The organism is Devosia sp. LC5, assembly GCF_000735585.1.
Taxonomy (GTDB): domain Bacteria; phylum Pseudomonadota; class Alphaproteobacteria; order Rhizobiales; family Devosiaceae; genus Devosia.
This window is the reverse complement of the sequence record NZ_JNNO01000021.1, coordinates 1-21,704: the sequence shown is the minus strand read 5'-3', so window position 1 is coordinate 21,704 and position 21,704 is coordinate 1. Positions and strand designations below refer to the sequence as shown.

Genomic DNA, 21,704 nt, shown 5'->3' with positions numbered 1-21,704 from the left:
GCCTACTCCGTCCGCACGCGGGGATCGAGCAAAGGATGCAGCAGGTCGACGATGAAGATCGCCAGGGCCACCGCGGTGATCGAGACTGTCGATACCGCCAGCACCAGCGAATAATCGCCATAGTTCACCCCATCGATCAGCAGCGAGCCGATGCCAGGATAGTTGAACACCTGCTCGGTGATGACGGTGCCCGAAAACACCCCGCCCAGCGCCATTGCCAGCGCCGTCAATTGCGGCACCATGGCATTGCGGATGACATAGGCATCCACAATGGTCCGCCGGCTCACCCCGCCCAGTTCAGCATAGGTCACGTAATCGTCGTTGACGATATTGGACACCAGCGCCCGCATGCCCAGGAACCAGCCGCCAAATCCGACCAGCACCAGCGACAGCGCCGGCAGGATGGAATGCTGCAGGATCGAGCCGATATAGGTCAGCGTCAGTCCCGGCCGCACATCCATGGCAAAGCCGCCCGAAATGGGCAGCACCGGCCACAGGAAGCCGAAAATGACCAGGAGGATGAAGGCCACCACATAATAGGGGATCGGCTGCACGGCGATGGCGACGATGCCGAAGGCCTGGAAAAACCGGTTATCGGGATTGTAGCCCGCCAGCGCGCCAAACAGATTGCCGATGATGAAGGTGATCAGCGTCGAGGTGGTCAACAGGCCCAGCGTCCAGGGCAGGGCGCGGGCGACCAGTTCCATCGATGGCGTGGGAAAGGCCAGCAGCGACGGGCCCAGGTCGCCGCGCAGCAGGCGCATCCAGAAATTGAAATACTGGGTCACGATCGGCTGACCGGTACCATAGAGTTCGGTCAGCGCCGCGCGGGTCGAGGCAATGGCCTCGGGCGACAGGTTCGAGCGAGCCGACAATCGCCCCAGCACCTGTTCCACCGGATCGATCGGGGACAGATGCGTCACCAGAAACGTCGCCGAAACCCCGCAAAAGATAACCGCAAGCAATTGCAGGATGCGCTTGCCGACAAACCATAGATAGCTATGCATTCAAACTCCTTCACCGACCTCCCAGTCGGCTACCCTCTCGCCTGCCCACCGGGTTCACCCTCCCCCTTGTGGGGAGGGAAGCGAGATAGGACTTAGCTTCAGCTAAGTCCGTGATCGAGCAGGGTGGGGGTGTGCTTCCGCAAACGCGATCCAGCAGTCACCCCGCCCGGCCTCCCCGTCGAAGGGAGGTGCCGTTTGCTCCTCGCGGACGCATCGCTGCCCCCACACATTCATCCCCATGCGGCCCGGCCCGTGGGCCGAGCCACCGGGGAGGCTCTTACGCGCCTGCAGCAGGCGTGATCTGGGTGAAGATGTACCGCCCGTTCGACCAATTGGTCACCGGATTGGCGTAGTTGTTTTCCGCGTTCGGCCAGCCGGTCCAGTAACGGGTCGATTGGAGCGAGAACACGTTATAGGCCATGATCGGGATGTTCGGCATCTCCTCGAGGTGGAGCTTGACGAAGTCCGTGCCATATTCGATCCCCTTGGGATCGTTGAAGTCGATGCCGCGGATTTTCTCGATGATTTCGTCGAGCCGCGGATCCTTCCAGCGCATCCAGTTGCGGTCGGGCTGCGAAGCGCCGGGCTCGACCACATAGGCGGAATGATAGCTGTCGAGGAAGAAGCTGAGATCGGGGTGACCGCCCCAGGTTTCCACCGCCCAGGCAATATTGACTTCGTAATTGCCGACGCGTTGGCGATCCCAGGTGTCCGAGGCCGCTTCCACTTCTGCCTGCACGCCATTCTGCGCCCAGGTCTGGGCAATGATCGAGCCCAGCCGGTTGACCACGCCATCGGTCGGCACCATCACCGAGAAGGTGAAAGGCTGGCCATCCGGCTGCATCCACTGATTGCCGTTCTTGGTAAAGCCGGCAGCGGTCAGCAATTCCTCGGCCGCCGGGATGTTCTGCTTCCACCAGCCATAGCCAAAGGCATTGCGGATGGCGGTTTCGTCGCTCGGCACCGCTTCGCCGAATTGCGGACGCACCATCTCGGCGATCTGCAACCCGATGTCAGGGTCATAGGGCTTGACCTTGCTGGTGCCGGTGTCGATCTCGTAATTGGTCAGAAACTCCTGCAGCGGCCCGTGATAATCGCGCGGATGGGTGCCGGTCGGCGGCACCGAAATCGCCGACAGCGTCGCCGCGCCGCGATAGCTGGCCATCGACATGGCGCGCGCATCGAGCATCAGCGTCAGGGCCCAGCGTACGCGCTTGTCCTGGAATTTGGGGTTCTGGTGATTGAAGATCGCCATCACCAGCGTCGGATCGGGATGGGCATAGGGGAAGCCGGGGAACCAGCCCTTGATCTGCGGGTCCTGCGCCACCACCGAGAATGTGGCTTCCGGCGTCAGGTCATGCACCATGTCGAGATTGCCATTGCGCATCTCGATCAGCCGGTTATCCGGGGACATATTGTTGCGATAGATGATGAAGCGCGGCTTGGGTTCGCCCACCATGCCCAGTGCGGTCTTTTCCCAGTCGGCGCGCTTTTCCCAGATATACCAGGTGCCGTTCGGATCGAACGAATGCAGCGTATAGGGCCCAAGGCTGACCGGCGGATTGTTGTCGAAGCTGAGAATGTCCTCGACCTTCTCGAACACATGCTTGGGCATGATCCAGGCGCCGGTCCAGCGCACCGAAAACAGCGTGTGGAAGCGCGAATTGGAGGCGTTGAGCTTGAAGTGAACGGTATAGGGATCGGTTGCTTCGACCGAAGCGACCTGCGCGGTGAACGCGCCATTGAACGGGGTGCCGGGCGTCGCCTTCTGCTTTTCGACGGTGTAGACCACGTCGTCGGCAGTGAAATCGACGCCATCGCTCCAGGTGATGCCCTGTTTCAGCTTCACGGTCATTTCCGTGAAGTCCTCGTTATACTGCCAGAGATCGTCGGCCAGTGAATTGTAGATGGCGTTCTCGCTCGCGCCAGCAACGCCTGCATCGGGGTCGATCAGCCAGAGCGTGTCCGTGGTCAGCTGGTGCAGGCCATTGCTGGTGCCATTGCCGGCGCCGACAACCCATGGATTGAACCAACCCGGATTGCGGATGATCCCCTCGGGGTTGTGCACGATGACAGTCTCGTTGCGCGGGAATTGTGCCAGGTCCGGCGCGACCCCTTCGGCCTCCTGTGCGAAGGCCAGGCCCTTGCTCGCCAGCAGCAACGCGCTGACCGCCGTGCCCATCATAAAGCTACGTCTATCCATTTGATCCTCCCTTGTGGCGTGCCCTCCAGCACGTCGGCTGAAATGCCTCCAGCATTCCAACTTGGCGCCCTCCGGCGCTCGTCCGACATGCTACTCAACCGCCTGTCATTGTCAACGTACTAACTGATGTAAATCCGAAATCGTGATATACAATATGAAAGGGTACATCAGCTCCGATGTGCCCTTTTGTGGTGTCGCGAGAGGCGCTTTAGCGGTTCTCGATGTTAGCACTCTGCTAGCCCATGGCTGCTCTGGGCCATGCGGCATCGAATGTCATGCGAGGGCAGTTTTGCCGTACATTGTCTTCTCGCCGCCGCGTGCCGCAACAGAGGGGCGGCGGCCCCGGACCCAGGCATTTCCGCCCGGGGCCGGAGCCAGATTGCGCCGTGTAGCGCCCGGTTATCCCCGCGCGCCTCAGATCTTCACGCGCACCATCTGGTACGAATAGGGCGGCAGCGTCACGCTCAACTTGCCATCGGCAATCTTGGCGCCAGTGCCCTTGCGCGGGGCCACTTCATCCTGCTTCTTGGCGGTATTGACCGCCTTGAGGTCGGGATGGGTCATCACCTGGTGGTCGATCACCGTGCCGGCGCCAAAGCCCTGCAGGCTGACTTCTGTTTCGATGCTTTCGCTGGTGTGCCGGTTGACGAGGAAGAAGCTCAGCGTGCCTTCCTCTTCATTATGCACACCCGAAACGTCGACAAACGGGGTGTCTGCCGCATGCGTCGTCTCATAGCCGGGCGAATTGACCAGCAATTGCAAGGCGGTACCGCGGCCGAACACCGAAGCGAAGAAGTACGGGTAATAGATGGTCTGCGCCCAGGCGGGGCCACCCTTTTCCGTCATGATCGGCGCGATCACGTTCACCAGCTGCGCGATACAGGCGATTTTCACCACGTCCGAGCGGCGGATGAAGGTGTTGAGGATCAACCCCACCATCAGCACGTCTTCGAAATTGTAGATGTCCTCAAGCAGGCCCGGGGCATGCGGCCAGCCGCTATTGCCGTCCAGGATCTCGCGATCCTTCTTGTTGGAATGGTACCAGACGTTCCATTCGTCGAAGGAAATATAGACGTCGCGCTTGGACTTCTTCTTGGCCTTGACCTGCTTGATGGTCGAGGCGACCGTCTCGATATAGGTGTCGAGCTTTTCACTCAGGCCGAGATAGTTCGGCGTGTTGCTGTCGCGGTTGGCAAAGTACATGTGCAGGCTGATATGATCGACGTGATCATAGGTATGCTCCAGCACGATGCGCTCCCAATCGGGATAGCTCGCCATGTCCGAATTGGACGAGCCGCACACGATCAGTTCCAGTGATTTATCGAACATGCGCATGGCGCGCGCCGTGTTGGCGGCCAGCTTGCCATACTCGTCCGCGTCCTTGTGGCCGACCTGCCAGGGGCCGTCCATCTCGTTGCCGAGACACCACATTTTGACGTTCCACGGCTCCTTGCGGCCGTTCTTGATGCGCAGGTCGCTCCAGTAGGAGCCGCCCGGATGGTTCACATATTCGAGGAAATTGCGCGCCTCATCGACGCCGCGCGAACCCAGGTTCACCGCCAGCATCATCTCGGTGCCCACGGTGGCGCACCAATCGGCAAATTCATGCACGCCCACGGCATTGCTGTCCGAGGTGTGCCAGGCCAGGTCCAGCCGGGTAGGGCGCTGCTCGCGCGGCCCTATGCCGTCTTCCCAATTATAAGCCGAAACGAAGTTACCCCCGGGGTAGCGAACCACCGGTACATTGAGGTCCTTGACCAGCTTGGCCACATCCCCGCGCATGCCATCCTTATCGGCAGTCGGGTGGTCGGGCTCATAAATGCCCTCATAGATCGCCCGGCCCAGATGTTCCAGAAATGCCCCATACACACGATCATCGATTTTCGAAATCGTGTAATCCTTATGCGCAGTAACGGACGCCTTCACTTGGTCCTCCCTTCAATCCCGATTTTCTGATTTATATCAGTTGCCCCGTTGTAAACGAGGTCGGGCGCGTCGCGCAAGGGGCAGGGCAAACAAATTAGGTGAGGGCTAAATCAGCGTTCCGTCTGCAGCCGCATGATGATTTCCTGGTCGTAATTGCCGAAGCCGCGGCCAAAAATATTGATGCCGCCCGGGTGTTTAGCGTCTGGCTTCACCGCAATGCGCAGCCGGATAGAATGGTGATTGGCCAGGTCCAGGTCCACCAGCGACACCGGGGATATCTTGACGCCGTCGACATAGGTGCCGTCCGGCATCACGCGCCAGCTTTTGAGCTTGCCATATTGGCTGCCCTTCAATTTCCACCAATCAGGGGTATAGACGCCGCGCTTATCCCCGAAATCCCCCGGCGACGTCCAGGTGCCGATTTCCGTACCATTGACCGAAAGCGTGATGTCGCTGGGCCAGTCAGCCGAAGTGCCGGGCACTTCCGAACTCAGCTCCATCGAAAATTCCATCGCCTCGATCTTATTCTGGCTCAGCTTGGCATTGTTGGGAAATTGATATTCCACATATCCCCGCGTGAACCAGATCAGCCCGGTCTTCATCCGGTCCGGATCAAGGAAAGTATCGGGCACATCGAGCAACCCGATAATCCCCTCGCTCGAGCACAGCCCGCACGGTGCCGAGACCTCGCAACTGGTATAAAGTCCAAGCGGCATGGCCACTTCGATACTGTTCGACTTGAGCGGGGAGATATCCTCCTTGAACATCACCAGCACTTCATCGAACATCGAATGGCAGATTTTCTGATTGCCCTTCCGCGCCTTCTGCGTTTCCGTGCGGATCAGTCCGGCCGCTTCCAGCACCTGGATATTGGTTGAAATCGTCGACTGCGGCAGGCCCAGTTTCTCGGCAATATCATTGCCATTCATCGACCCTTCGACATGCAGCAACTTCAGAATCCGAATGCGGATTGTCGACGCGAGTCCCTTGAGCACCTCAATGCCTTCCTCGGGGTCGACGACCAGAAAATTGCGGCTCATGACGGACTTTCAGCGGGAACAAAGCGAATAAACATGTCTATCAGGATCGCTGATACAATCAACCGCATTGCGCTGGGCCGGCCTACAGCTTAACTGTCATGCCTGCGCCGCGTCCGCCCCGGCAAGTCCGGCTCCGCAAGAAACCGCTCCATCACCCGTGTCTCCCCGCCCTTGAAATCGGCAAAATGCCGGGTCAACAGCGCGCGCACGGCCGCATCGTCCGTCTGTCGCAGTGCCATGAGCAGTTCGCGCAGCCGGGGAGCAGGGGCTCCCGGCGATACCGAACCGTCCTGCTCGGCTTCCTTTATCAGACGTTGCAAAAACCGGCAGGTAAAGGCCAGCATCGGATTATCAGAATAGCCCGCCACCACGCCGAAAAAGTCGAGTTCCGGGTTCTCGTTCCCGGCGAGGATGGCATTGAGTTGCCGGAAACCAGCCTCGTCAATGTGCCCGATCGCGCTCACCGCCGCCAACGGCTCCAGCGCCGCACGCATCGCCTGCACATGCGCCATCGTGAGGTTCCTGGCGAACAGAAAATTGGACAGCAAGCTCATTGCCCGCCCTTCCGACATCCGCGCGATGAATGGGCCGCCGCCTGGCCCAGTACGAACGCTGATAAGTCCTTGCACTTCCAGGGCTTTCAGTGCCTCTCGTACCGTGCTTTTACCGGCCGAGAACTGCGCCATCAGCTCCTTTTCCTGGGGCAGGCGGTCGCCCGGCCCGAGGCCCTGTTCGACGATCATCTGCTTGATCGCCTCGACGATCAGGTCGGTTCGTTTGCGCCGGACAACCGGCACAGGTCGAGCGTCGCTGGCAAATATCTTGGCTATTGGCATGGGTCTATCGCGTTCGGCGCGGCCCTCATCAGGGCGGGGTCGCTTTCCACTGCCACCCAGATATATCACGCCCGTTCGGTGCGATATGGAATCCGGCCGAGTGCCAATGCTGCTGCCCAACAAACCGTTAAAATCCACAGTCGCATTTAGCCGGCCGCCGGCCAGGCGATCAGATATGGTCGATGGTACTCTTGGGCGTGCCGGCCATCTCGAACCAATTGGTTGGCCGTTCCACAAACCGCTGCACCGCCGGGGGCTCCGGTCCCTCATGCAGCGCGCGCACCTGCTCGCCGATTTCGGCATCCGCCTTGGTCATCCGCAGATTGTGCCGCACATACTCGGTCCAGGTCGGTGTTTGATAACTTTCGGTCCACAGGTTTGGCTGCCCCAGATCGCGCAACAGCGTCCAGTGCCGCGCCCCATCCCGCCGCCTGATTCGACGGCGCGCATCCATCGCCGCCATGAACGCGGTGAGGTTTTCCGGCCGGATTTTGTACGTTATCTGGATCAGGATCGGCCCGCTACGCGGCTGCAATTCCAGCTCCAGATGTGGCTCTTGCCAGCGATTGAGCGGGTCGAGGTCCAGCATGGTTCGTGGGGGCAGGGGTATTCGCAGGCCGAGCAGGGCGCCTGCCAGCATCAGCAAGCTCGCCCCGCCAAAGGCAATCGCCAGCCCATAGCTTTCCGCCGCCAGGCCCCAGATCCAGCTACCCAGCGCCATGCCGCCAAACGTTGCCGTTTGGTACAGCGACAGCGCTCGCCCCACGACCCAACGTGGCGATGAGAGTTGAACCGAGACATTGAACAGCGACAGCGCCAAGACCCAACTCGCCCCGGCAAGCATCAATGCAGGCGAGGTCAGCCACACCGAAGTGCCGACGCCCGTGACAAAGGCTGCCAAAGCAAAGCTGACAAAGGCGATGCGCACCACCGCCTCGCTGCTGAAGCGCACATGCAACCGGCCGCTCAGCAAGGCTCCGCCGACCGCACCCAGCCCGAAACTGCCCAGCATCAGGCCGTAGGTCAGCGGCCCGCCGGCTAACTGCGATGCCGATACTACCGGCAGCAGTGCCATCACCGAAATCGCGGTGAACCCGAAAATCGAGCCGCGCAGCAAAATTCGCAGCAGGTTTGGCGACATCGCCACATAGCGAATGCCCGACAGCATGGCCGGGCCGATTCCCTCGCGGGGCAGGCGTTTGGCCTCCACCGGCGGCTGCCAACGGAACAGTACATAAAGCAGGCCCAGATAGCTCAGCGCATTGAGCGCAAAGGCTCCCGCCGCGCCCGCCACCGCAACGATAATGCCGCCAATAGCCGGGCCCACACTGCGCGAAATATTGAAGCCGATGGAATTGAGCGTCACCGCCGCCGGCAATTGCGTGCGCGGCACCAGATCGCCCACCGATGCCTGCCAGGACGGATTGTTGAGCGCCGTACCGCAGCCGAGCAGAAAGGTAAAACCCAGCAGCAGCCAGGGCGAAATCAACCCCAGAAACGCACCGGCCATCAATAGCAGCGACACGCCCAGCATGAAGCATTGCGCGGTCAGCATCACCCGCCGGCGATTGAAACTATCGGCGATGGCGCCGCCGAGCAGCGAAAACAGCATGATCGGCAGCGATGTCGAGGCCTGCACCAGCGCCACCATGTCCACGCTGTCGGCAATCGAGGTCATCAGCCATGCCGCGCCGACCCCCTGGATCAGCGCGCCGAAGCTCGACACCAGGTTGGCGACCCAGATATTGCGGAAGGTTCCATTTTCCAGCGGAACCAGCGGCGACAGACGCTCAGCCATGGGTGAACGGATCAACGGTTTTCATGCCTGATATAGACCCGCTTCCTGCATCGGGATCAACCGTCCCCGCGCGGAACGGCCAGATTTATCGGCTGTTGCACCTCGGTTCACATTTCTAACATAATGCTAAAAATCAGAAAAACATGCTTTAGTGACGAGAAAAACAAGCATATAATACCTTAATGGGGTGAGTTGGCGAAGGGTGCGATGTGATGGAAGGTTCGCGCGGATTTGCCGCCGTTTCGACGGCGGGCGTTGATCGAGCCTGGGCTTGCCGGGCTATTTCGCTCCTGGAGGCAGAAGGTCGCCGCTCGGCCGACACGCATCTGATTTCGCTGCCCTTTTCGGGCTTGCCCGACCAGTCGTTTTATTTCAAAGATGAATCGGCCCATCCCACCGGCAGCCTCAAGCACCGCCTGGCTCGCTCTCTGTTCCTCTACGGTATCTGCAACGGCAAGATCACCGAGGGCGTCACGCTGACCGAGGCCTCCTCCGGCTCCACTGCCGTCAGCGAAGCCTATTACGCGCGCCTGCTTGGCCTGCGGTTTATCGCCGTGCTGCCCGCCACGACCAGCCCGCGCAAGATCGAGGCCATCACCCAGCACGGAGGCCAGTGCCATCTCGTAGAGGATGCTGCCACCATCTATGACGAAGCCGCGCGTCTCGCCCGGGATAGCGGTGGGCATTATCTCGACCAGTTCACCTATGCCGAACGCGCCACCGACTGGCGCGGCAACAACAACATTGCTGAATCCATCTTCCGGCAGATGGAATCTGAACCCCATTGTATCCCCAGCTGGATTGTCATGGGCGCCGGCACAGGCGGCACCTCGGCAACCATCGGCCGCTATATCCGCTATCGCAGTTATCCTACCCAGCTCTGCGTCGCCGATGTCGAGCACTCGGCCTTCTATGAAGGCTGGGTCACCGGCAACCCCAACGCCATCTGCGATTGTCCGACCCGTATCGAGGGGGTAGGGCGCCCGCGCGTCGAAAAATCCTTCGTGCCCGAAGTCGTCGACCAGATGATCAAGGTGCCCGACGCTGCATCGCTTGCCGCCATGCGCGTGCTGTCGCAACGCCTATCGCGTCGCGTCGGCGGCTCCACCGGCACCAATTTCTACGGCATGTGCTGGGCCGCGGCACAGATGCGCAATAGGGGACAGGCCGGCTCGCTCGTCACGCTGATTTGCGACAGCGGCGAACGCTATGCCGACACCTATTACGATGACGAATGGCTGGCCGCCAAAGGTATCCATATCGCGCCTCACGTGACGATGCTTGAGACGTTTCTTGATGGCGGCCCCTTTGTGCCAGCCGCAAAATAAGTCTCCCCGTTAAGTAGAGACCGGGGCCGGTTAGTGCCCAATTTGTGCCAACCCACAAGCCGGCCACTGCCTTGCTCTATGCTGCCGCATTTCCCGCTCGCTTGACTCTCCACCTGCCATCAAGCAAATATGACACCGATGTCATGACATCGGTGTCATAGCCGAGGCGACATCGGCAGAGGAGCAATCGGCCACTTGGCCGGGGTAGGGGAGGATCGCCTTGGCGACGATCTACGACGTAGCAAAAGCGGCCGGGGTTTCCCCTAAGACGGTCAGTCGCGTGCTCAATGGCGATGCGCCGGTCAATGCCAAGACCGCCGAGGCGGTGCGAGCCGCTATCGACCAGCTCGCCTATGTGCCCTCAAATGCCGCGCGCTCCATGCGCTCGCAGCGCACGGGTCTGATCGGCATGATCACCGGCGCCATCAGCCTTTCCCCTGGCTTCGAGGCGGCTGGGCTGCCTGACATCTATATCGTGCAGGGCGCTCAGCGTGTTTTCGCCGAACACGGCATGACGCTGCTCATCGCCGATACAGGCAACCAGGCGTCGCGCATTCCCGAGCTGACGCAGACCTTTCTGGAGCACCGCGTCGAGGGACTGATTCACGTCGCCGAATTCCACCAGCAGATTCAATTGCCGCCCAATCCCCGCCAAACCCACGTTGTGCTGGCCAATTGTTTCGATGGTCAAGGCACTCCGTCCGTCGTGCCCGATGACGAAGGCGGCCAATTCGAACTGGTCAAGGGCCTGATCGCCCGCGGCCACCGCCGCATTGCCTATCTAACGCTGCCCGAGCGCATGATTGCCCGCGGGCTGCGCCTTTCCGGCTATCGCACCGCCCATCAGGCCGCCGGCCTTCCCGTCGATCCCGCCCTGACCATTACCGGCGCCCTCAGCGACCGTGCCCATGAATTCGACCTGCTCTGGGATGCGCTGGATCGTCTGCTGTCATTGCCCGACCGTCCCACCGCGATCTGCTGCGCCAACGACAAAATGGCCATGCGCGTCTATTCGATCCTGCGCGAGCGCGGCCTGTCTGTGCCCGGCGATATCTCGGTCGTTGGCTACGATGATTACCGCATCATCTCCGAGCATCTCCACCCCACTCTGACGAGCATCGAGCTCGCCTATGCCGCCATGGGTGCGCGCGCTGCCGATCGGCTGCTGCGCCTCATTGCCGGCACCGCCCAATCCGACGAACCCGTGATCGAACGGGTCGCTGGACCTATCACCTGGCGCAACTCGGTTGCCGATTTGAGCCAGGTAGTGACCCCGTTTCAAATGAGGAGGAACGATCAGTGAAAAAACTCGCAACCCTGGCCGGCATTCTGGCCATATCGACCGCCCCCGCCTGGGCGCAGACCGAATTGAGCCTGTGGTATCATGGCGCCGGCAACCCGACAGAAGGCGAAATCCTGGGCACCGTCATCAGCGATTTCAACGCATCGCAGAGCGATTGGATGGTCAAGCTCGAGCAGTTTCCACAGGGCGCCTACAACGACACTATCGTTGCTGCCGCCGTTGCCGGCAATTTGCCCGACATTATCGACGTCGATGGCCCCAACATGCCCAATTGGGCCTGGGCCGGCTATTTGGCGCCGCTGCAGCTATCCGAAGGCACGCTCGATGGCTTTTTGCCGGGCACTATCGGCACTTGGAAGGACCAGGTCTATTCGGTTGGCCTGTGGGATGCTGCTGTCGCCATGTTTGCGCGCAAATCGGTGCTCGAGGAAAACGGCATCCGTATCCCCACGCTTGATCAGCCCTGGACCGGGGACGAATTCAACGCCGCCCTCGAGACTCTCAAGGCCACTGGCGAGTTCGAATTCCCGCTCGATCTCTCCATGGATGATCGCGGCGAGTGGTACCCCTATGCTTTCAGCCCCTTCCTGCAGAGCTTTGGTGGCGACATCATGGATCGCACCACCTACACCACGGCCGAAGGTGCCCTGAACGGCGACGCAGCGATTGCCTGGGGCGAATGGTGGCAGAGCCTGTTCACCAACCAATACGCCCCCGGCACCTCCCAGACGGCAGCCGACCACGCTACGGGTTTCATCGACGGGCGCTATGCGCTGCAGTGGAATGGCGTGTGGAATGCCCTGCCAGCACTCGAAGCCTTCGGAGACGACCTGCTGTTCCTGCCGGCGCCCGATTTCGGCAATGGCCCCAAGATCGGTGCCGCCTCCTGGCAGTTCGGCGTCTCCGCTACCAGCCAGCATCAGGATGGTGCCAGCGCGTTCATCGAGTTTGCCACTCAGGACAAGTATGTGGCGGCATTCTCCAATGGCCTCGGCCTGATCCCGGCTACCGCTTCGGCGGCCGAACTGACCGAAAACTACAAGCCCGGCGGTCCGCTCGCCGTATTTTATGACCTGAGCAAGGCCCAGGGCACGCTGCGCCCCGCAACGCCGGGCTATGTCGTGGCCGCGCTCGAATTCATCAAGCTGGCCGCTGACATCGCCAATGGCGCCGATGTTGCTGACACGCTCGATGCCGCCACCGACGCCATCGACGCCGATATCCAGCGCAACAATAATTACGGCTTCTAGTCACGCCTCCCGCCCATGGACCCGCAACCCGCGGGCCCATGGGCAAAATCCCCCGCAAGGTTTGCCTCCGATGAAGCTCACGCCCACCAAATCCCTGCAAAACCACCCGCTGGCGGGATGGTCGCTTGCCGGTCCGGCGATTTTCCTGATCACGCTGTTCCTGATCGTGCCATTCATTCTGGCCTTCACCCTGTCCTTCACCAATCAGCGGCTGATTTCGCCCAATCCGACCGAATTCGTCGGGATGCGCAATTTCGAGCAATTGCTGGGCGTTGGCACATTGGTGCTACAGCCGGAAACCGATGAAGCCGGCGCGCTGGTTCGCGATGCCACGGGCGAATTGAGCTATCCGCGGGTGCGCGACTATACCCGCAATAATGCTGACTATCCCCAGCTCGACGGCAAGCGTGAATGGCTCTCGTGGAACTGGGGTGACGCCAAGGTCTATGTGCTGGCCAGCGACGTCGTCTTCATGAAGGCGTTGGGCAATACCTTCCTCTTCGTGCTGTTCGTCGCGCCCATCCAGGCGGGCCTGGCGCTGCTCTTGGCGGTGCTGATCAACCAGAAGCTCAAGGGTATCAACATCTTCCGCGCCATTTACTTCATGCCGGTGGTGGTCTCCATCGTCGTCGTGTCGCTGCTCTGGCGTTTCATTTATTCGGGCCAAAGCGGCCTGCTCAACAACATGTTGGGCTTCCTCAGCTTCGGGGCCTTCAAGCCCGTGGATTGGCTCGGCAATCCCGCCACCGCGCTATGGTCGATCCTAGCCATGTCCGTCTGGCAGGGCGTCGGCTTCCATATGGTCATCTGGCTATCGGGCCTGCAGACCATCCCCGCTTCGCTCTATGAGGCCGCCGATATCGAGGGCGCCACCACCTGGCAGAAATTCCGCTATGTCACCTGGCCCGGCCTGCGCAACACAGCGGTGCTGATCCTGATCGTCATCACCATGCAGGCCTTTTCCCTGTTCTCCCAGATCGATGTGATGACCGGGGGGGGGCCGGTGGATTCCACCCAGACCATGGTGTTCCAGGCGGTCGAGCGCGGCTATGGCCAGCAGAATATCGCGGGTGGTTCGGCCATTTCGGTCATCCTGTTCCTGATAGTTCTCACCATCTCCATGGCCCAACGCTATCTGACCAGGGAGCGCAATCGATGAGCGCCGTCATTTCCCCCAATACCGGCGTCAACACCGCTTTGCGCTATCTGCTGCTTGTCGTCTTCGCGCTGATCTTCGTGTTCCCCATCCTGTTCATGGTGGTGTCCTCGTTCAAGCCGGCCCAGCAATTGCTGCGCGACACGGCCTCCATCGCTGCCTTCCTGCCGGTGGGCGACCTGTCCTTCGACAATTATGCGGCCGCCTTCCGCCGCGCGCCTGTAGCCCTGTTCATCTTCAATTCGGTCGTCATCACGGTGGTCACCGTGGCCGGCGCGCTGTTCATCTGCTCGATGGCGGCGTTCTCCTTTGCCTTCCTCGAATTCAAGGGCAAGGAAGTGGTGCTTGCCGTGCTGATCGCCACGCTGATCGTGCCGTTCGAAACCATCGCCATTCCCATGCTGATGCTGGTCAACAATCTGCCCTGGATCGGCGCCGGTGGGCTGCAGTTTGGCTGGCTCAATACCTACCACGTGCAGATCGTGCCTTTCCTCGCCGATGCGCTCACCATCTTCCTGTTCGTGCAATATTTCCGCGATCTGCCGCGCGAATTGATCGAGGCGGCACGGCTCGATGGCGCCACCTGGTTTCAGGTCTATACGCGCGTCATCGTGCCGATCTCCGGGCCGGTCTTTGCCACCGCGGCGATCCTCAAATTCCTCGCCATGTACAATCAGTACCTCTGGCCGCTGCTGGTCACCCAGTCCGAGCAGTACCGGCCGGTCATGGTGGGCCTGCAATACTTCTTCCAGCTCAACATCGCCTGGGGCGAAGTGATGGCCTACCTCTCCATCATCACCTTGCCGGTGCTCATCTTCTACCTGGTTCTGCAACGGGCATTCATCTCGTCCATCGCCTCGACCGGTATCAAAGGCTAACCCCAACTTCGAAAGACGAAAAATTGGTTCTCGCACTGAAAGACAAATGGATTTGGGATTTCTGGATCTACCGCGACGGCGATGACTACCACGCCTATTTCCTGCAGGCCGACAACACCCTGGCCCATCCCGATATGCGTCACCGCAATGTGACTCAGGGCCATGCCGTGTCCAAGGACCTCAGCAACTGGACGCATCTTGGTACGACCTTCAAGCCGGCCGACCCGGTAGCCTGGGATGACTGGACCACCTGGACCGGCTCGACCCTGCGCGACGACAATGGGCTCTGGCATCTGTTCTATACCGGCACCGAGCACTCCGAAGAGGGCATGAAGCAGCGCATTGGCCACGCCACCTCCAGCGATGGTCACAACTGGACCCGCGTCGGCAATGGCCTGGCGCTCGATATTTCTGGTCCCGACTACGAGGAGTACACCCCGGGCCATTGGCATGACCGCGCCTTCCGCGACCCCTGGGTCATGAAGAACCCCAATGGCGATGGCTGGATCATGTACATGGTCGCCCGCGTGCCCGGCACTGCCGAGCCCAATGCCGGCGGTTCGGTCGGCTTTGCCACCTCGCCAGATCTCAACACCTGGACGCTGCAGCCGCCCGTCTATCGCGGCGGCATGTTCGGCCAGATGGAAGTGCCCCAGGTCTTCAGGGTCGGCGCCAAGTGGTACATGCTGTTCTGTACCGATGGCACGCACTGGTCCGAGGCTTACAAAAATCTCAATCCAGAAAAGCCGACCCGCGGCACCCATTACCTGATGGCTGACGATCCGCTCGGCCCCTGGGAAGTGGCTCCCGGCGCTTTCTTTGACGGCCATAATGGCCGCCGCTATGCCGGTAAGATCGTCGAGACCGATAATGGCCTGGTCTTCATGGGCTTCATCCACGACGCTGCCGACGGCACTTTTGTGGGCGAAGTCTCCGACCCCATCCCCGTCCGCGTCGATGCCGATGGCCTGCTGCACACCGAGCTCGACAAGGTCGCCCCCGGCGCCAAAGTCTAACCAAACCAATGCCCTGTGCTCCCGCCGTCTGGCGGGGGCGCACACCCTCAGGAGATTTCCGATGGCCGGATTGAGCCTCACCAATATCCACAAGAGCTACGGCAAGGTCGATGTCATTAAAGGCGTCGATCTGACGATCGAGCACGGTGAGTTTGTCGTCTTTGTCGGCCCCTCCGGTTGTGGCAAATCCACCTTGCTGCGCATGATTGCCGGTCTTGAGGACATCACCGAGGGCGAGCTCAAGATCGGCGACCGCGTCGTCAATCAGGTCCAGCCGCGCGATCGCGGCGTCGCCATGGTGTTCCAGTCCTACGCGCTCTATCCGCACATGACCGTGTACGACAATGTCGGTTTCGGCCTGTTGCTCGCCAAGACGCCCAAACCCGAGCGCGACGCCAAGATCATGGAGGCCGCTCGCATCCTGCAGATGGAACACCTGCTCGACCGCAAGCCGGCCCAGCTTTCCGGCGGCCAGCGCCAGCGCGTCGCCATCGGCCGCGCCATCGTGCGCAAGCCCGACGTTTTCCTGTTCGACGAGCCGCTGAGCAATCTCGACGCTTCGCTCCGCCTCGACATGCGCTCGGAAATCTCCAAGCTCCACAACAGCCTGGGCGCCACCATGATCTACGTGACCCACGATCAGGTCGAGGCCATGACCCTGGCCGACAAGATCGTCGTGCTCAATGGCGGTGTGGTCCAGCAGGTTGGCTCCCCGCTCGAGCTCTACCACAAGCCCGCCAATCTCTTCGTCGCCGGCTTTATCGGCTCGCCCAAGATGAACCTCCTGCCCGTCAAGGTCACCGATCTTTCCGCCGATACCATGACCCTGGCCTCCGAAGCCCTCGAACCTATCACCCTGCCGCGCCGTGATGGCATCGGGCAGGGTGATAGCCTCACCTTGGGTGTCCGCCCGCATCAATTGCTCAAGGATGGCACCAAACGCATCGCGGGCAAGGTCGATCTGGTCGAGCGCCTCGGCAACGAAACCATCATCAGTGCCATCCTGCCCAGTGGCGAAACCGTCCTCGCCGCCCTGGCCGGAGATGTCGCAATTGCACTCAACGACGACATCGCTCTGAATTTCGATCCGGACGAGATTTGCCTGTTCAACGCGGAGGGCAACGCCGTCTAGCGCGGAAGCCGCGAACCCGATCTGCGCCTCACGCGAAAAACACGTCATTTCATCCGATTAACATACTTGAGTTGTGTTAATCCCCCTCCCATAGTCCTGTCATTGGGCTGTCATGCGGAGCCTGTTTGAGGCCTGCCGGCGTCCGTTTGGAGAGGAAGAGAGGAAACGTCATGACGCGTATGAGCCGGCGAACGTTTGTCGCATCGGTGCCCCCATTGCTGGCGGCCACGCAAATACCGGCCTGGGCCGCGCCCGCATCGGATCTGGATTTGATTGCGAGCCAGAAGGGCGAACCGGCAATCGTCAAGCTCTACCGCCAGCTTGAGCGCCTGACGTCCACGGTCACCTTCATGACCACAGGCGCCCATCCCGATGACGAACCCAGCGGCCTGCTGGCCGCTTTGCGCCATGTCTATGGCATCCGCCCGGTGCTCTATTGCATCACCCGCGGGGAGGGCGGGCAGAATACCATTGGCCCCGAACGCGGTTCCGTACTCGGCGTGCTGCGCACCCGCGAAATGCAGGAAGCCTCGCGCTCGCTCGATGCTTCGCTTGCCTTTGGCGGCCGTGGGCACAATGACAGCGTGCACGATTTCGGCTTTTCCAAAGACCCTAATGCCACGATCACGCGCTGGGGCCGCGACCGGGTCATCGAACGCATGACCTGGGCCTTCCGCCAGTATAAGCCCGACATAGTGATGAACTGCTTCCTCGACGTGCCCGGCCAGCATGGCCACCACCGGGCCGCGACGGTCGCGACCTTCATCACGGCCGACATTTCCGGCAATGAAGCGGAGTTTCCCGAGCAGATCGCCGCCGGCCTAAAACCCTGGACCGTACCCAAGATCTATCTGCCCGCCTATGGTGGTGGTGGCGGCGTTTATGACGACGAAATTCCGCCCCCGCCGACAACGCTTGTGGTCAAGGCGCCGGCGCGCGACCCGATTTCTGGCGCCACCTTCCCGCAAATGGGCGAATGGTCCCGTTCCTGCCACCTGACGCAGGGCATGGGCAGGTGGCGTCCTGATCCGCAGACCGAATGGCAGCTCAACCTGTCGCGCGTTGCCGGCGGCGAAGCGCCGGAGCAGGAAAACGACATCCGCGATGGGCTGGTCGCTACCGTGGGCCATATCGCCGAACTCGACGGCATGCCCGCCTCGGCAGCCGATGCCCTGCGCGATGCCCAGGGACTGATCGAGGAGGCTATTGCCGACTATGGCGATCCTAAAGCCGTCGTCGCCAAGGTCATCGAAATCGGCGCCGCCATCGACGCCGCCCGTGCACAATTGCCCGCCGAGTTGGTCGACACCGTGGCCCATCGCCTCGACCGCAAGGTCAGGGAAATCGATCTGGTTCTGGCCACCGCTGCCGGCATGCAGGTCCGCGCCTATACCGACGGCGCCGATCTGCGGCCTGGTCAGGAGGTTCTGGTCAAGACCGATGTCGATGCGCCGGAGGATGTCGTGGTGCAATCCGTGGCGGTTATCGGCCGCGACGGGCTCAGCAGCACGGCCGGCGAGGAAGGCGAATTGGTCACCGCCGCAGCTGATGCGGCACTGACTAACCCCTTGACGGAACAGTTCGATCCGCTGGGCGGCAATGGCGACGCCTTTGTGCGGCTGACGGCTGAAATCGGCGGCCGGACCACGGTGCTCGACATCGATCTGGAAGATGCGCTGCGCGTCATCCCGGCCGCCTCGCTCGAACTCAAGCCCGATGCGGTCGTGTTCAATACCGAGCGGGACATCGCTCCGGTGGAGATGACGGCCGTAGTCGCCAATGCCACGACAAGCGATCTGGCATTCGACCTGCCTGATGGCTGGTCCATGCAGCCCACTGGTGAAACCGGTCGGGAAGCTGGCACGTTCGAGCTGGCGCCGCCGGCCGATCTGGGCACAGCGCGCATCGCCATCGAGCCGGTCCTGCTGGGTGAACCGGCTTACGCCATCAGCACGTTCTCCTATCCCCATATCGGTAAATCGGTGGTGCCGACGCTGGTGTCGGTGCCGGTGCAATCGGTTGGTGCGGCGCTGCCGGAGAATACCAAGATCGGCTATGTCAGTGGTGGCAATGACAATGTCCATACCTGGCTGCGCCGCCTCGGCGTCGACCTCACCGAACTGGCACCCGGTGATATCGAGGCCGGGGCCTATCGCGACCTTGATACCCTGATCGTGGGCATTTTTGCCTTTGGCAAGCGGCCTGATCTGGTTGCGGTGCTGCCGGGCATTCATGAATGGGTGAACAATGGCGGGCATCTGGTGACGCTCTATCATCGGCCCTCCGATGGCTGGGATCCGGAGGCGGTGCCGCCGGCTTTCCTCAAGATCGGCTCGCCCTCGATCCGCTATCGGGTGACCGATGCCAATGCCGTGGTGACGGTGCTGGAGCCGGATCATCCGCTGCTCAATTATCCCAATGTCCTGACCGAGGAAGACTGGTCCAACTGGGACAAGGAACGCGGGCTCTACTTCGCTTCGGAATGGGACGAAGCCTATAAGCCATTGCTTTCCATGAGTGATTCCGGCGAGGAGCCGCTGACGGGCTCGCTGCTCTCGGCCGAAATCGGACAGGGGCGGCATACCCATACGAGCCTGGTGTTGCATCACCAGCTCGACAAACTGGTTCCCGGTGCCTTCCGCCTGCTGGCCAATCTTACCCAGCCGGCGCGGCGCTGACCCCATAGCCGGGCAGAGGCCTCCCTATAGCCCGGCTCCTCCCGGCAAGGCTCCCGATCTCACGATCGGGGGCCTTGTCATTTAGGGCTGGCCGAACCGGGCGAGGCCGAAGGCCGAAAGGTCAATTCCCGAGGCGCCGTCCAAGGCCCATTGCGCCAGGCTTTCGCCGATGGCGGCAGAGTGCTTGAAGCCGTGGCCCGAGCAGGGGGAGGCGACCAGAATGGCGGCAGAAGTGGGGTGGCGGTCGATTAGGAAAGCGCTGTCCGACGTCGCCGTATAGATGCAAGTGGCTGTTTTAATTGGATTATTTGTCACGCCTGCGAGGCGTCCGGCAAGGTGGGCGGCGTGCATCCGATGCGAGTCTGACAGGGGGACATTGCGGTCGATGGCGTTCGGATCGCTGGCCGCGCCGTAAAACTCATCCGCCGTCTTGATGCTGATCCCATCAAGGCTTGGGAAGCCGTAGAAAAAGCCGTCCTCCTTCTCGCCATGTGGCCACATATAGACCGGCGAATTCAGCCATTGCTGCGGCGCATCGGGCGCGAGGGCGAACCAATGCATTACCTGCCGCGTCGGCTTCAGCAGCCGATCGAACGGGGCGCCGAGCAAGCCGCCCGCCCAGGCGCCAGCTGTAACGATGGCCTGGCCCGCACGGATAGTCTCGCCGCCCAGCGTGATCGATACACCCGAACCATCGGGGGTGATGGCGGTGACGATCTCGCCCAGCTTTATCGTCGCACCATGCCGCCGCGCCATGTCCAGATTGGCCGCCACACAGCGCTCCGGCATCAGATAGCCGCCACCGGGTTCATAATAGCCAATCTCGTCACCAGCGGGGATAAGATTGGGAAAACGGCGGCGGATCTCGCCGGCGTCAAGAATTTCGTGTGCAATTCCATAGCGTTGCGCTGCCGCAATGGAGCGCCGGATAAAGCCGGTGCGGCCGGGGCGCTCGACATTGTCATCGGCCTGCGAGATGACGATGCTGCCGACTTCGAACAGCATGGATTGGCCGGTTTCGGCCTCGAGTTCGCGCCAGATTTCGTGGGAGCGAACGGCGAGAGGGACATAGGTTTCGCCTTCGCCAATGCCGCGCCTGGTGATGCGGGTCTCGCCATGGGTGGAGCCTTCGGCATGCGGCGGGACGAAGCGATCGATGCCGAGGACGCGAATGCCACGCTTGGCGAGTTGGTAGAGGGTGGCGCTGCCCATGGCGCCAAGGCCGACAACAACGACGTCAACGCTTTGATTCATCGAGACTTTTGCACCAGATTGGCAAGGATGCGGAAGGCGCCGGGCACCAGTTTGTCGAGCTGGTGATGCAGCACGAGACTGGTATGGGTATGCCGCCCCCGGCCGATCTGGGCGCTGAGCAGCGAGCCCAAAAGGGGCTGCTCACCGCTGTCATGCATGGATAGCAGGGGTTGATAGGCCTCGTCCCATTCTGAGGCGAAATAGAGCCCGCGCTCCTTGCTCCACATCTGAAAATCGTCAGCCGACAAGCGGTTTGGCGATAGCATAAGGGGATGATCGGGCAACAAAAGGCTGACTTCTGCGGCAGGGTCTGTCACGCGCCAGCGCAGCGACGGCGAGCCGATGACCAGCCGGCGGGGCGGTGTCGCGTCGGGGTTCCAGCCATCGGTGGGGCGATGGTAGAGGGTGAGCAGGTGCCCGCCGGATTCTGTCCAGCGATGCAATCGCGAAACGGCGCGGGCAAGATCGGGCCGGGTGCCAAAGGCGAAGATGCCGATGACGATGGTATCGTATGCCGACAGATCGCCTTCAAGGGCAGCGGCGTCCAGTTCGGTGACGTCGGCACCCATGCGGGCGAGCCACAGACCGACCCGGTCGCTGCCGCCACCAACATAGCCGATGCGGGATTGGGGGAGGACAAGATCGAGCGCGAGAATATCGAGGGCTTGTGGCCGGACGAAGTGCGTGCGGCCGATATGCGGATAAGCGATCGGGGTGAGGTTGTAGGCGGGGGCGCCGTCGATCGTCACGGGCAGGGTCAACCGCCCGGCTGGTAGACTTGCGTCGGCGCGGATGGTGAAGCCGTTGCCGGAACGGGTGACCGCGACACCCGATGCAGCCTCAATCGCGATGGCTTGTGGCGGTGCGTCGGATTGCACGGCCACGGTGCGGTCGGTGGG

At 61.4% G+C, this 21,704-nt stretch carries 15 protein-coding genes and 1 pseudogene; 8 read left to right on the top strand and 8 right to left on the bottom strand.

Annotated features, from left to right (window positions below; translation table 11 throughout):
- Positions 1–2: 2 nt before the first annotated feature.
- The 6 genes from FF80_RS11960 to FF80_RS11935 all read right to left on the bottom strand — a co-directional run bounded on the left by FF80_RS11960 (position 3) and on the right by FF80_RS11935 (position 8,810).
- Positions 3–1,007: an ABC transporter permease gene (locus FF80_RS11960; protein WP_035100644.1), complete on the bottom strand. Its 1,005-nt coding sequence runs from the start codon at positions 1,005–1,007 to the stop codon at positions 3–5.
- A 277-nt stretch (positions 1,008–1,284) separates the two neighbouring features.
- Positions 1,285–3,210 (bottom strand): ABC transporter substrate-binding protein, encoded by a 1,926-nt coding sequence (locus FF80_RS11955; protein WP_052153453.1) that lies wholly within the window; start codon positions 3,208–3,210, stop codon positions 1,285–1,287.
- A 414-nt stretch (positions 3,211–3,624) separates the two neighbouring features.
- On the bottom strand, positions 3,625–5,136 hold the full coding sequence (locus tag FF80_RS11950) for an alpha-N-arabinofuranosidase (protein ID WP_035100638.1): 1,512 nt from the start codon (positions 5,134–5,136) through the stop codon (positions 3,625–3,627).
- Positions 5,137–5,246: 110 nt separating this feature from the next.
- Positions 5,247–6,176, bottom strand: coding sequence for a helix-turn-helix domain-containing protein (locus tag FF80_RS11945; protein ID WP_035100635.1), 930 nt, complete (start codon positions 6,174–6,176; stop codon positions 5,247–5,249).
- 89 nt (positions 6,177–6,265) lie between these two features.
- Positions 6,266–7,012, bottom strand: a complete 747-nt coding sequence (locus FF80_RS11940; RefSeq protein WP_052153452.1) for a GntR family transcriptional regulator — start codon at positions 7,010–7,012, stop codon at positions 6,266–6,268.
- Positions 7,013–7,181: 169 nt separating this feature from the next.
- Positions 7,182–8,810, bottom strand: coding sequence for an MFS transporter (locus FF80_RS11935; RefSeq protein ID WP_035100634.1), 1,629 nt, complete (start codon positions 8,808–8,810; stop codon positions 7,182–7,184).
- A 212-nt stretch (positions 8,811–9,022) separates the two neighbouring features.
- On the opposite strand from FF80_RS11935, the gene FF80_RS11930 reads away from it, so the two are divergent.
- From FF80_RS11930 to FF80_RS11895, 8 genes are all read left to right on the top strand, one after another.
- Positions 9,023–10,138, top strand: coding sequence for a PLP-dependent cysteine synthase family protein (locus FF80_RS11930; RefSeq protein WP_035100632.1), 1,116 nt, complete (start codon positions 9,023–9,025; stop codon positions 10,136–10,138).
- Positions 10,139–10,358: 220 nt separating this feature from the next.
- Complete coding sequence (locus FF80_RS11925) at positions 10,359–11,441, top strand: LacI family DNA-binding transcriptional regulator (RefSeq protein ID WP_052153451.1); 1,083 nt, start codon at positions 10,359–10,361, stop codon at positions 11,439–11,441.
- Positions 11,438–12,691, top strand: a complete 1,254-nt coding sequence (locus tag FF80_RS11920) for an extracellular solute-binding protein (RefSeq protein ID WP_052153450.1) — start codon at positions 11,438–11,440, stop codon at positions 12,689–12,691. Before FF80_RS11925 ends, FF80_RS11920 begins: the two co-directional genes overlap by 4 nt.
- Positions 12,692–12,761: 70 nt before the next feature.
- Positions 12,762–13,850 carry a sugar ABC transporter permease gene (locus FF80_RS11915; RefSeq protein WP_035100631.1) on the top strand — a complete coding sequence of 363 codons (1,089 nt, stop codon included), beginning with the start codon at positions 12,762–12,764 and terminating at the stop codon, positions 13,848–13,850.
- Positions 13,847–14,725: a carbohydrate ABC transporter permease gene (locus FF80_RS11910; protein WP_035100630.1), complete on the top strand. Its 879-nt coding sequence runs from the start codon at positions 13,847–13,849 to the stop codon at positions 14,723–14,725. The genes FF80_RS11915 and FF80_RS11910 overlap by 4 nt, the downstream gene beginning before the upstream one ends.
- 23 nt (positions 14,726–14,748) lie before the next feature.
- Positions 14,749–15,741: a levansucrase gene (locus FF80_RS11905; protein ID WP_035100628.1), complete on the top strand. Its 993-nt coding sequence runs from the start codon at positions 14,749–14,751 to the stop codon at positions 15,739–15,741.
- A 61-nt stretch (positions 15,742–15,802) separates the two neighbouring features.
- Complete coding sequence (gene ugpC / locus FF80_RS11900) at positions 15,803–16,873, top strand: sn-glycerol-3-phosphate ABC transporter ATP-binding protein UgpC (RefSeq protein ID WP_035100626.1); 1,071 nt, start codon at positions 15,803–15,805, stop codon at positions 16,871–16,873.
- Positions 16,874–17,043: 170 nt separating this feature from the next.
- Positions 17,044–19,551: a PIG-L family deacetylase gene (locus FF80_RS11895; RefSeq protein WP_035100623.1), complete on the top strand. Its 2,508-nt coding sequence runs from the start codon at positions 17,044–17,046 to the stop codon at positions 19,549–19,551.
- Positions 19,552–19,632: 81 nt separating this feature from the next.
- On the opposite strand, the gene solA is transcribed toward FF80_RS11895, so the two are convergent.
- Together solA and FF80_RS11885 are read right to left on the bottom strand one after the other, a co-directional pair.
- A complete protein-coding gene (gene solA, locus FF80_RS11890; protein WP_035100621.1) occupies positions 19,633–20,805 on the bottom strand; it encodes an N-methyl-L-tryptophan oxidase in 1,173 nt (390 codons plus the stop codon).
- Positions 20,802–21,704, bottom strand: a pseudogene (locus tag FF80_RS11885) (PIG-L family deacetylase); the annotation flags it as partial. The gene solA and the pseudogene FF80_RS11885, both read right to left, overlap by 4 nt.

Bases quoted from the DNA above. Each gene is read 5' to 3' on its own strand.
- FF80_RS11960 (WP_035100644.1), bottom strand. From the start codon at position 1,007: ATGCATAGCTATCTATGGTTTGTCGGCAAGCGCATCCTGCAATTGCTT.
- FF80_RS11955 (WP_052153453.1), bottom strand. From the start codon at position 3,210: ATGGATAGACGTAGCTTTATGATGGGCACGGCGGTCAGCGCGTTGCTG.
- FF80_RS11945 (WP_035100635.1), bottom strand. From the start codon at position 6,176: ATGAGCCGCAATTTTCTGGTCGTCGACCCCGAGGAAGGCATTGAGGTG.
- FF80_RS11940 (WP_052153452.1), bottom strand. From the start codon at position 7,012: ATGCCAATAGCCAAGATATTTGCCAGCGACGCTCGACCTGTGCCGGTT.
- FF80_RS11935 (WP_035100634.1), bottom strand. From the start codon at position 8,810: ATGGCTGAGCGTCTGTCGCCGCTGGTTCCGCTGGAAAATGGAACCTTC.
- FF80_RS11930 (WP_035100632.1), top strand. From the start codon at position 9,023: ATGGAAGGTTCGCGCGGATTTGCCGCCGTTTCGACGGCGGGCGTTGAT.
- FF80_RS11915 (WP_035100631.1), top strand. From the start codon at position 12,762: ATGAAGCTCACGCCCACCAAATCCCTGCAAAACCACCCGCTGGCGGGA.
- FF80_RS11910 (WP_035100630.1), top strand. From the start codon at position 13,847: ATGAGCGCCGTCATTTCCCCCAATACCGGCGTCAACACCGCTTTGCGC.
- ugpC (WP_035100626.1), top strand. From the start codon at position 15,803: ATGGCCGGATTGAGCCTCACCAATATCCACAAGAGCTACGGCAAGGTC.
- FF80_RS11895 (WP_035100623.1), top strand. From the start codon at position 17,044: ATGACGCGTATGAGCCGGCGAACGTTTGTCGCATCGGTGCCCCCATTG.
- solA (WP_035100621.1), bottom strand. From the start codon at position 20,805: ATGAATCAAAGCGTTGACGTCGTTGTTGTCGGCCTTGGCGCCATGGGC.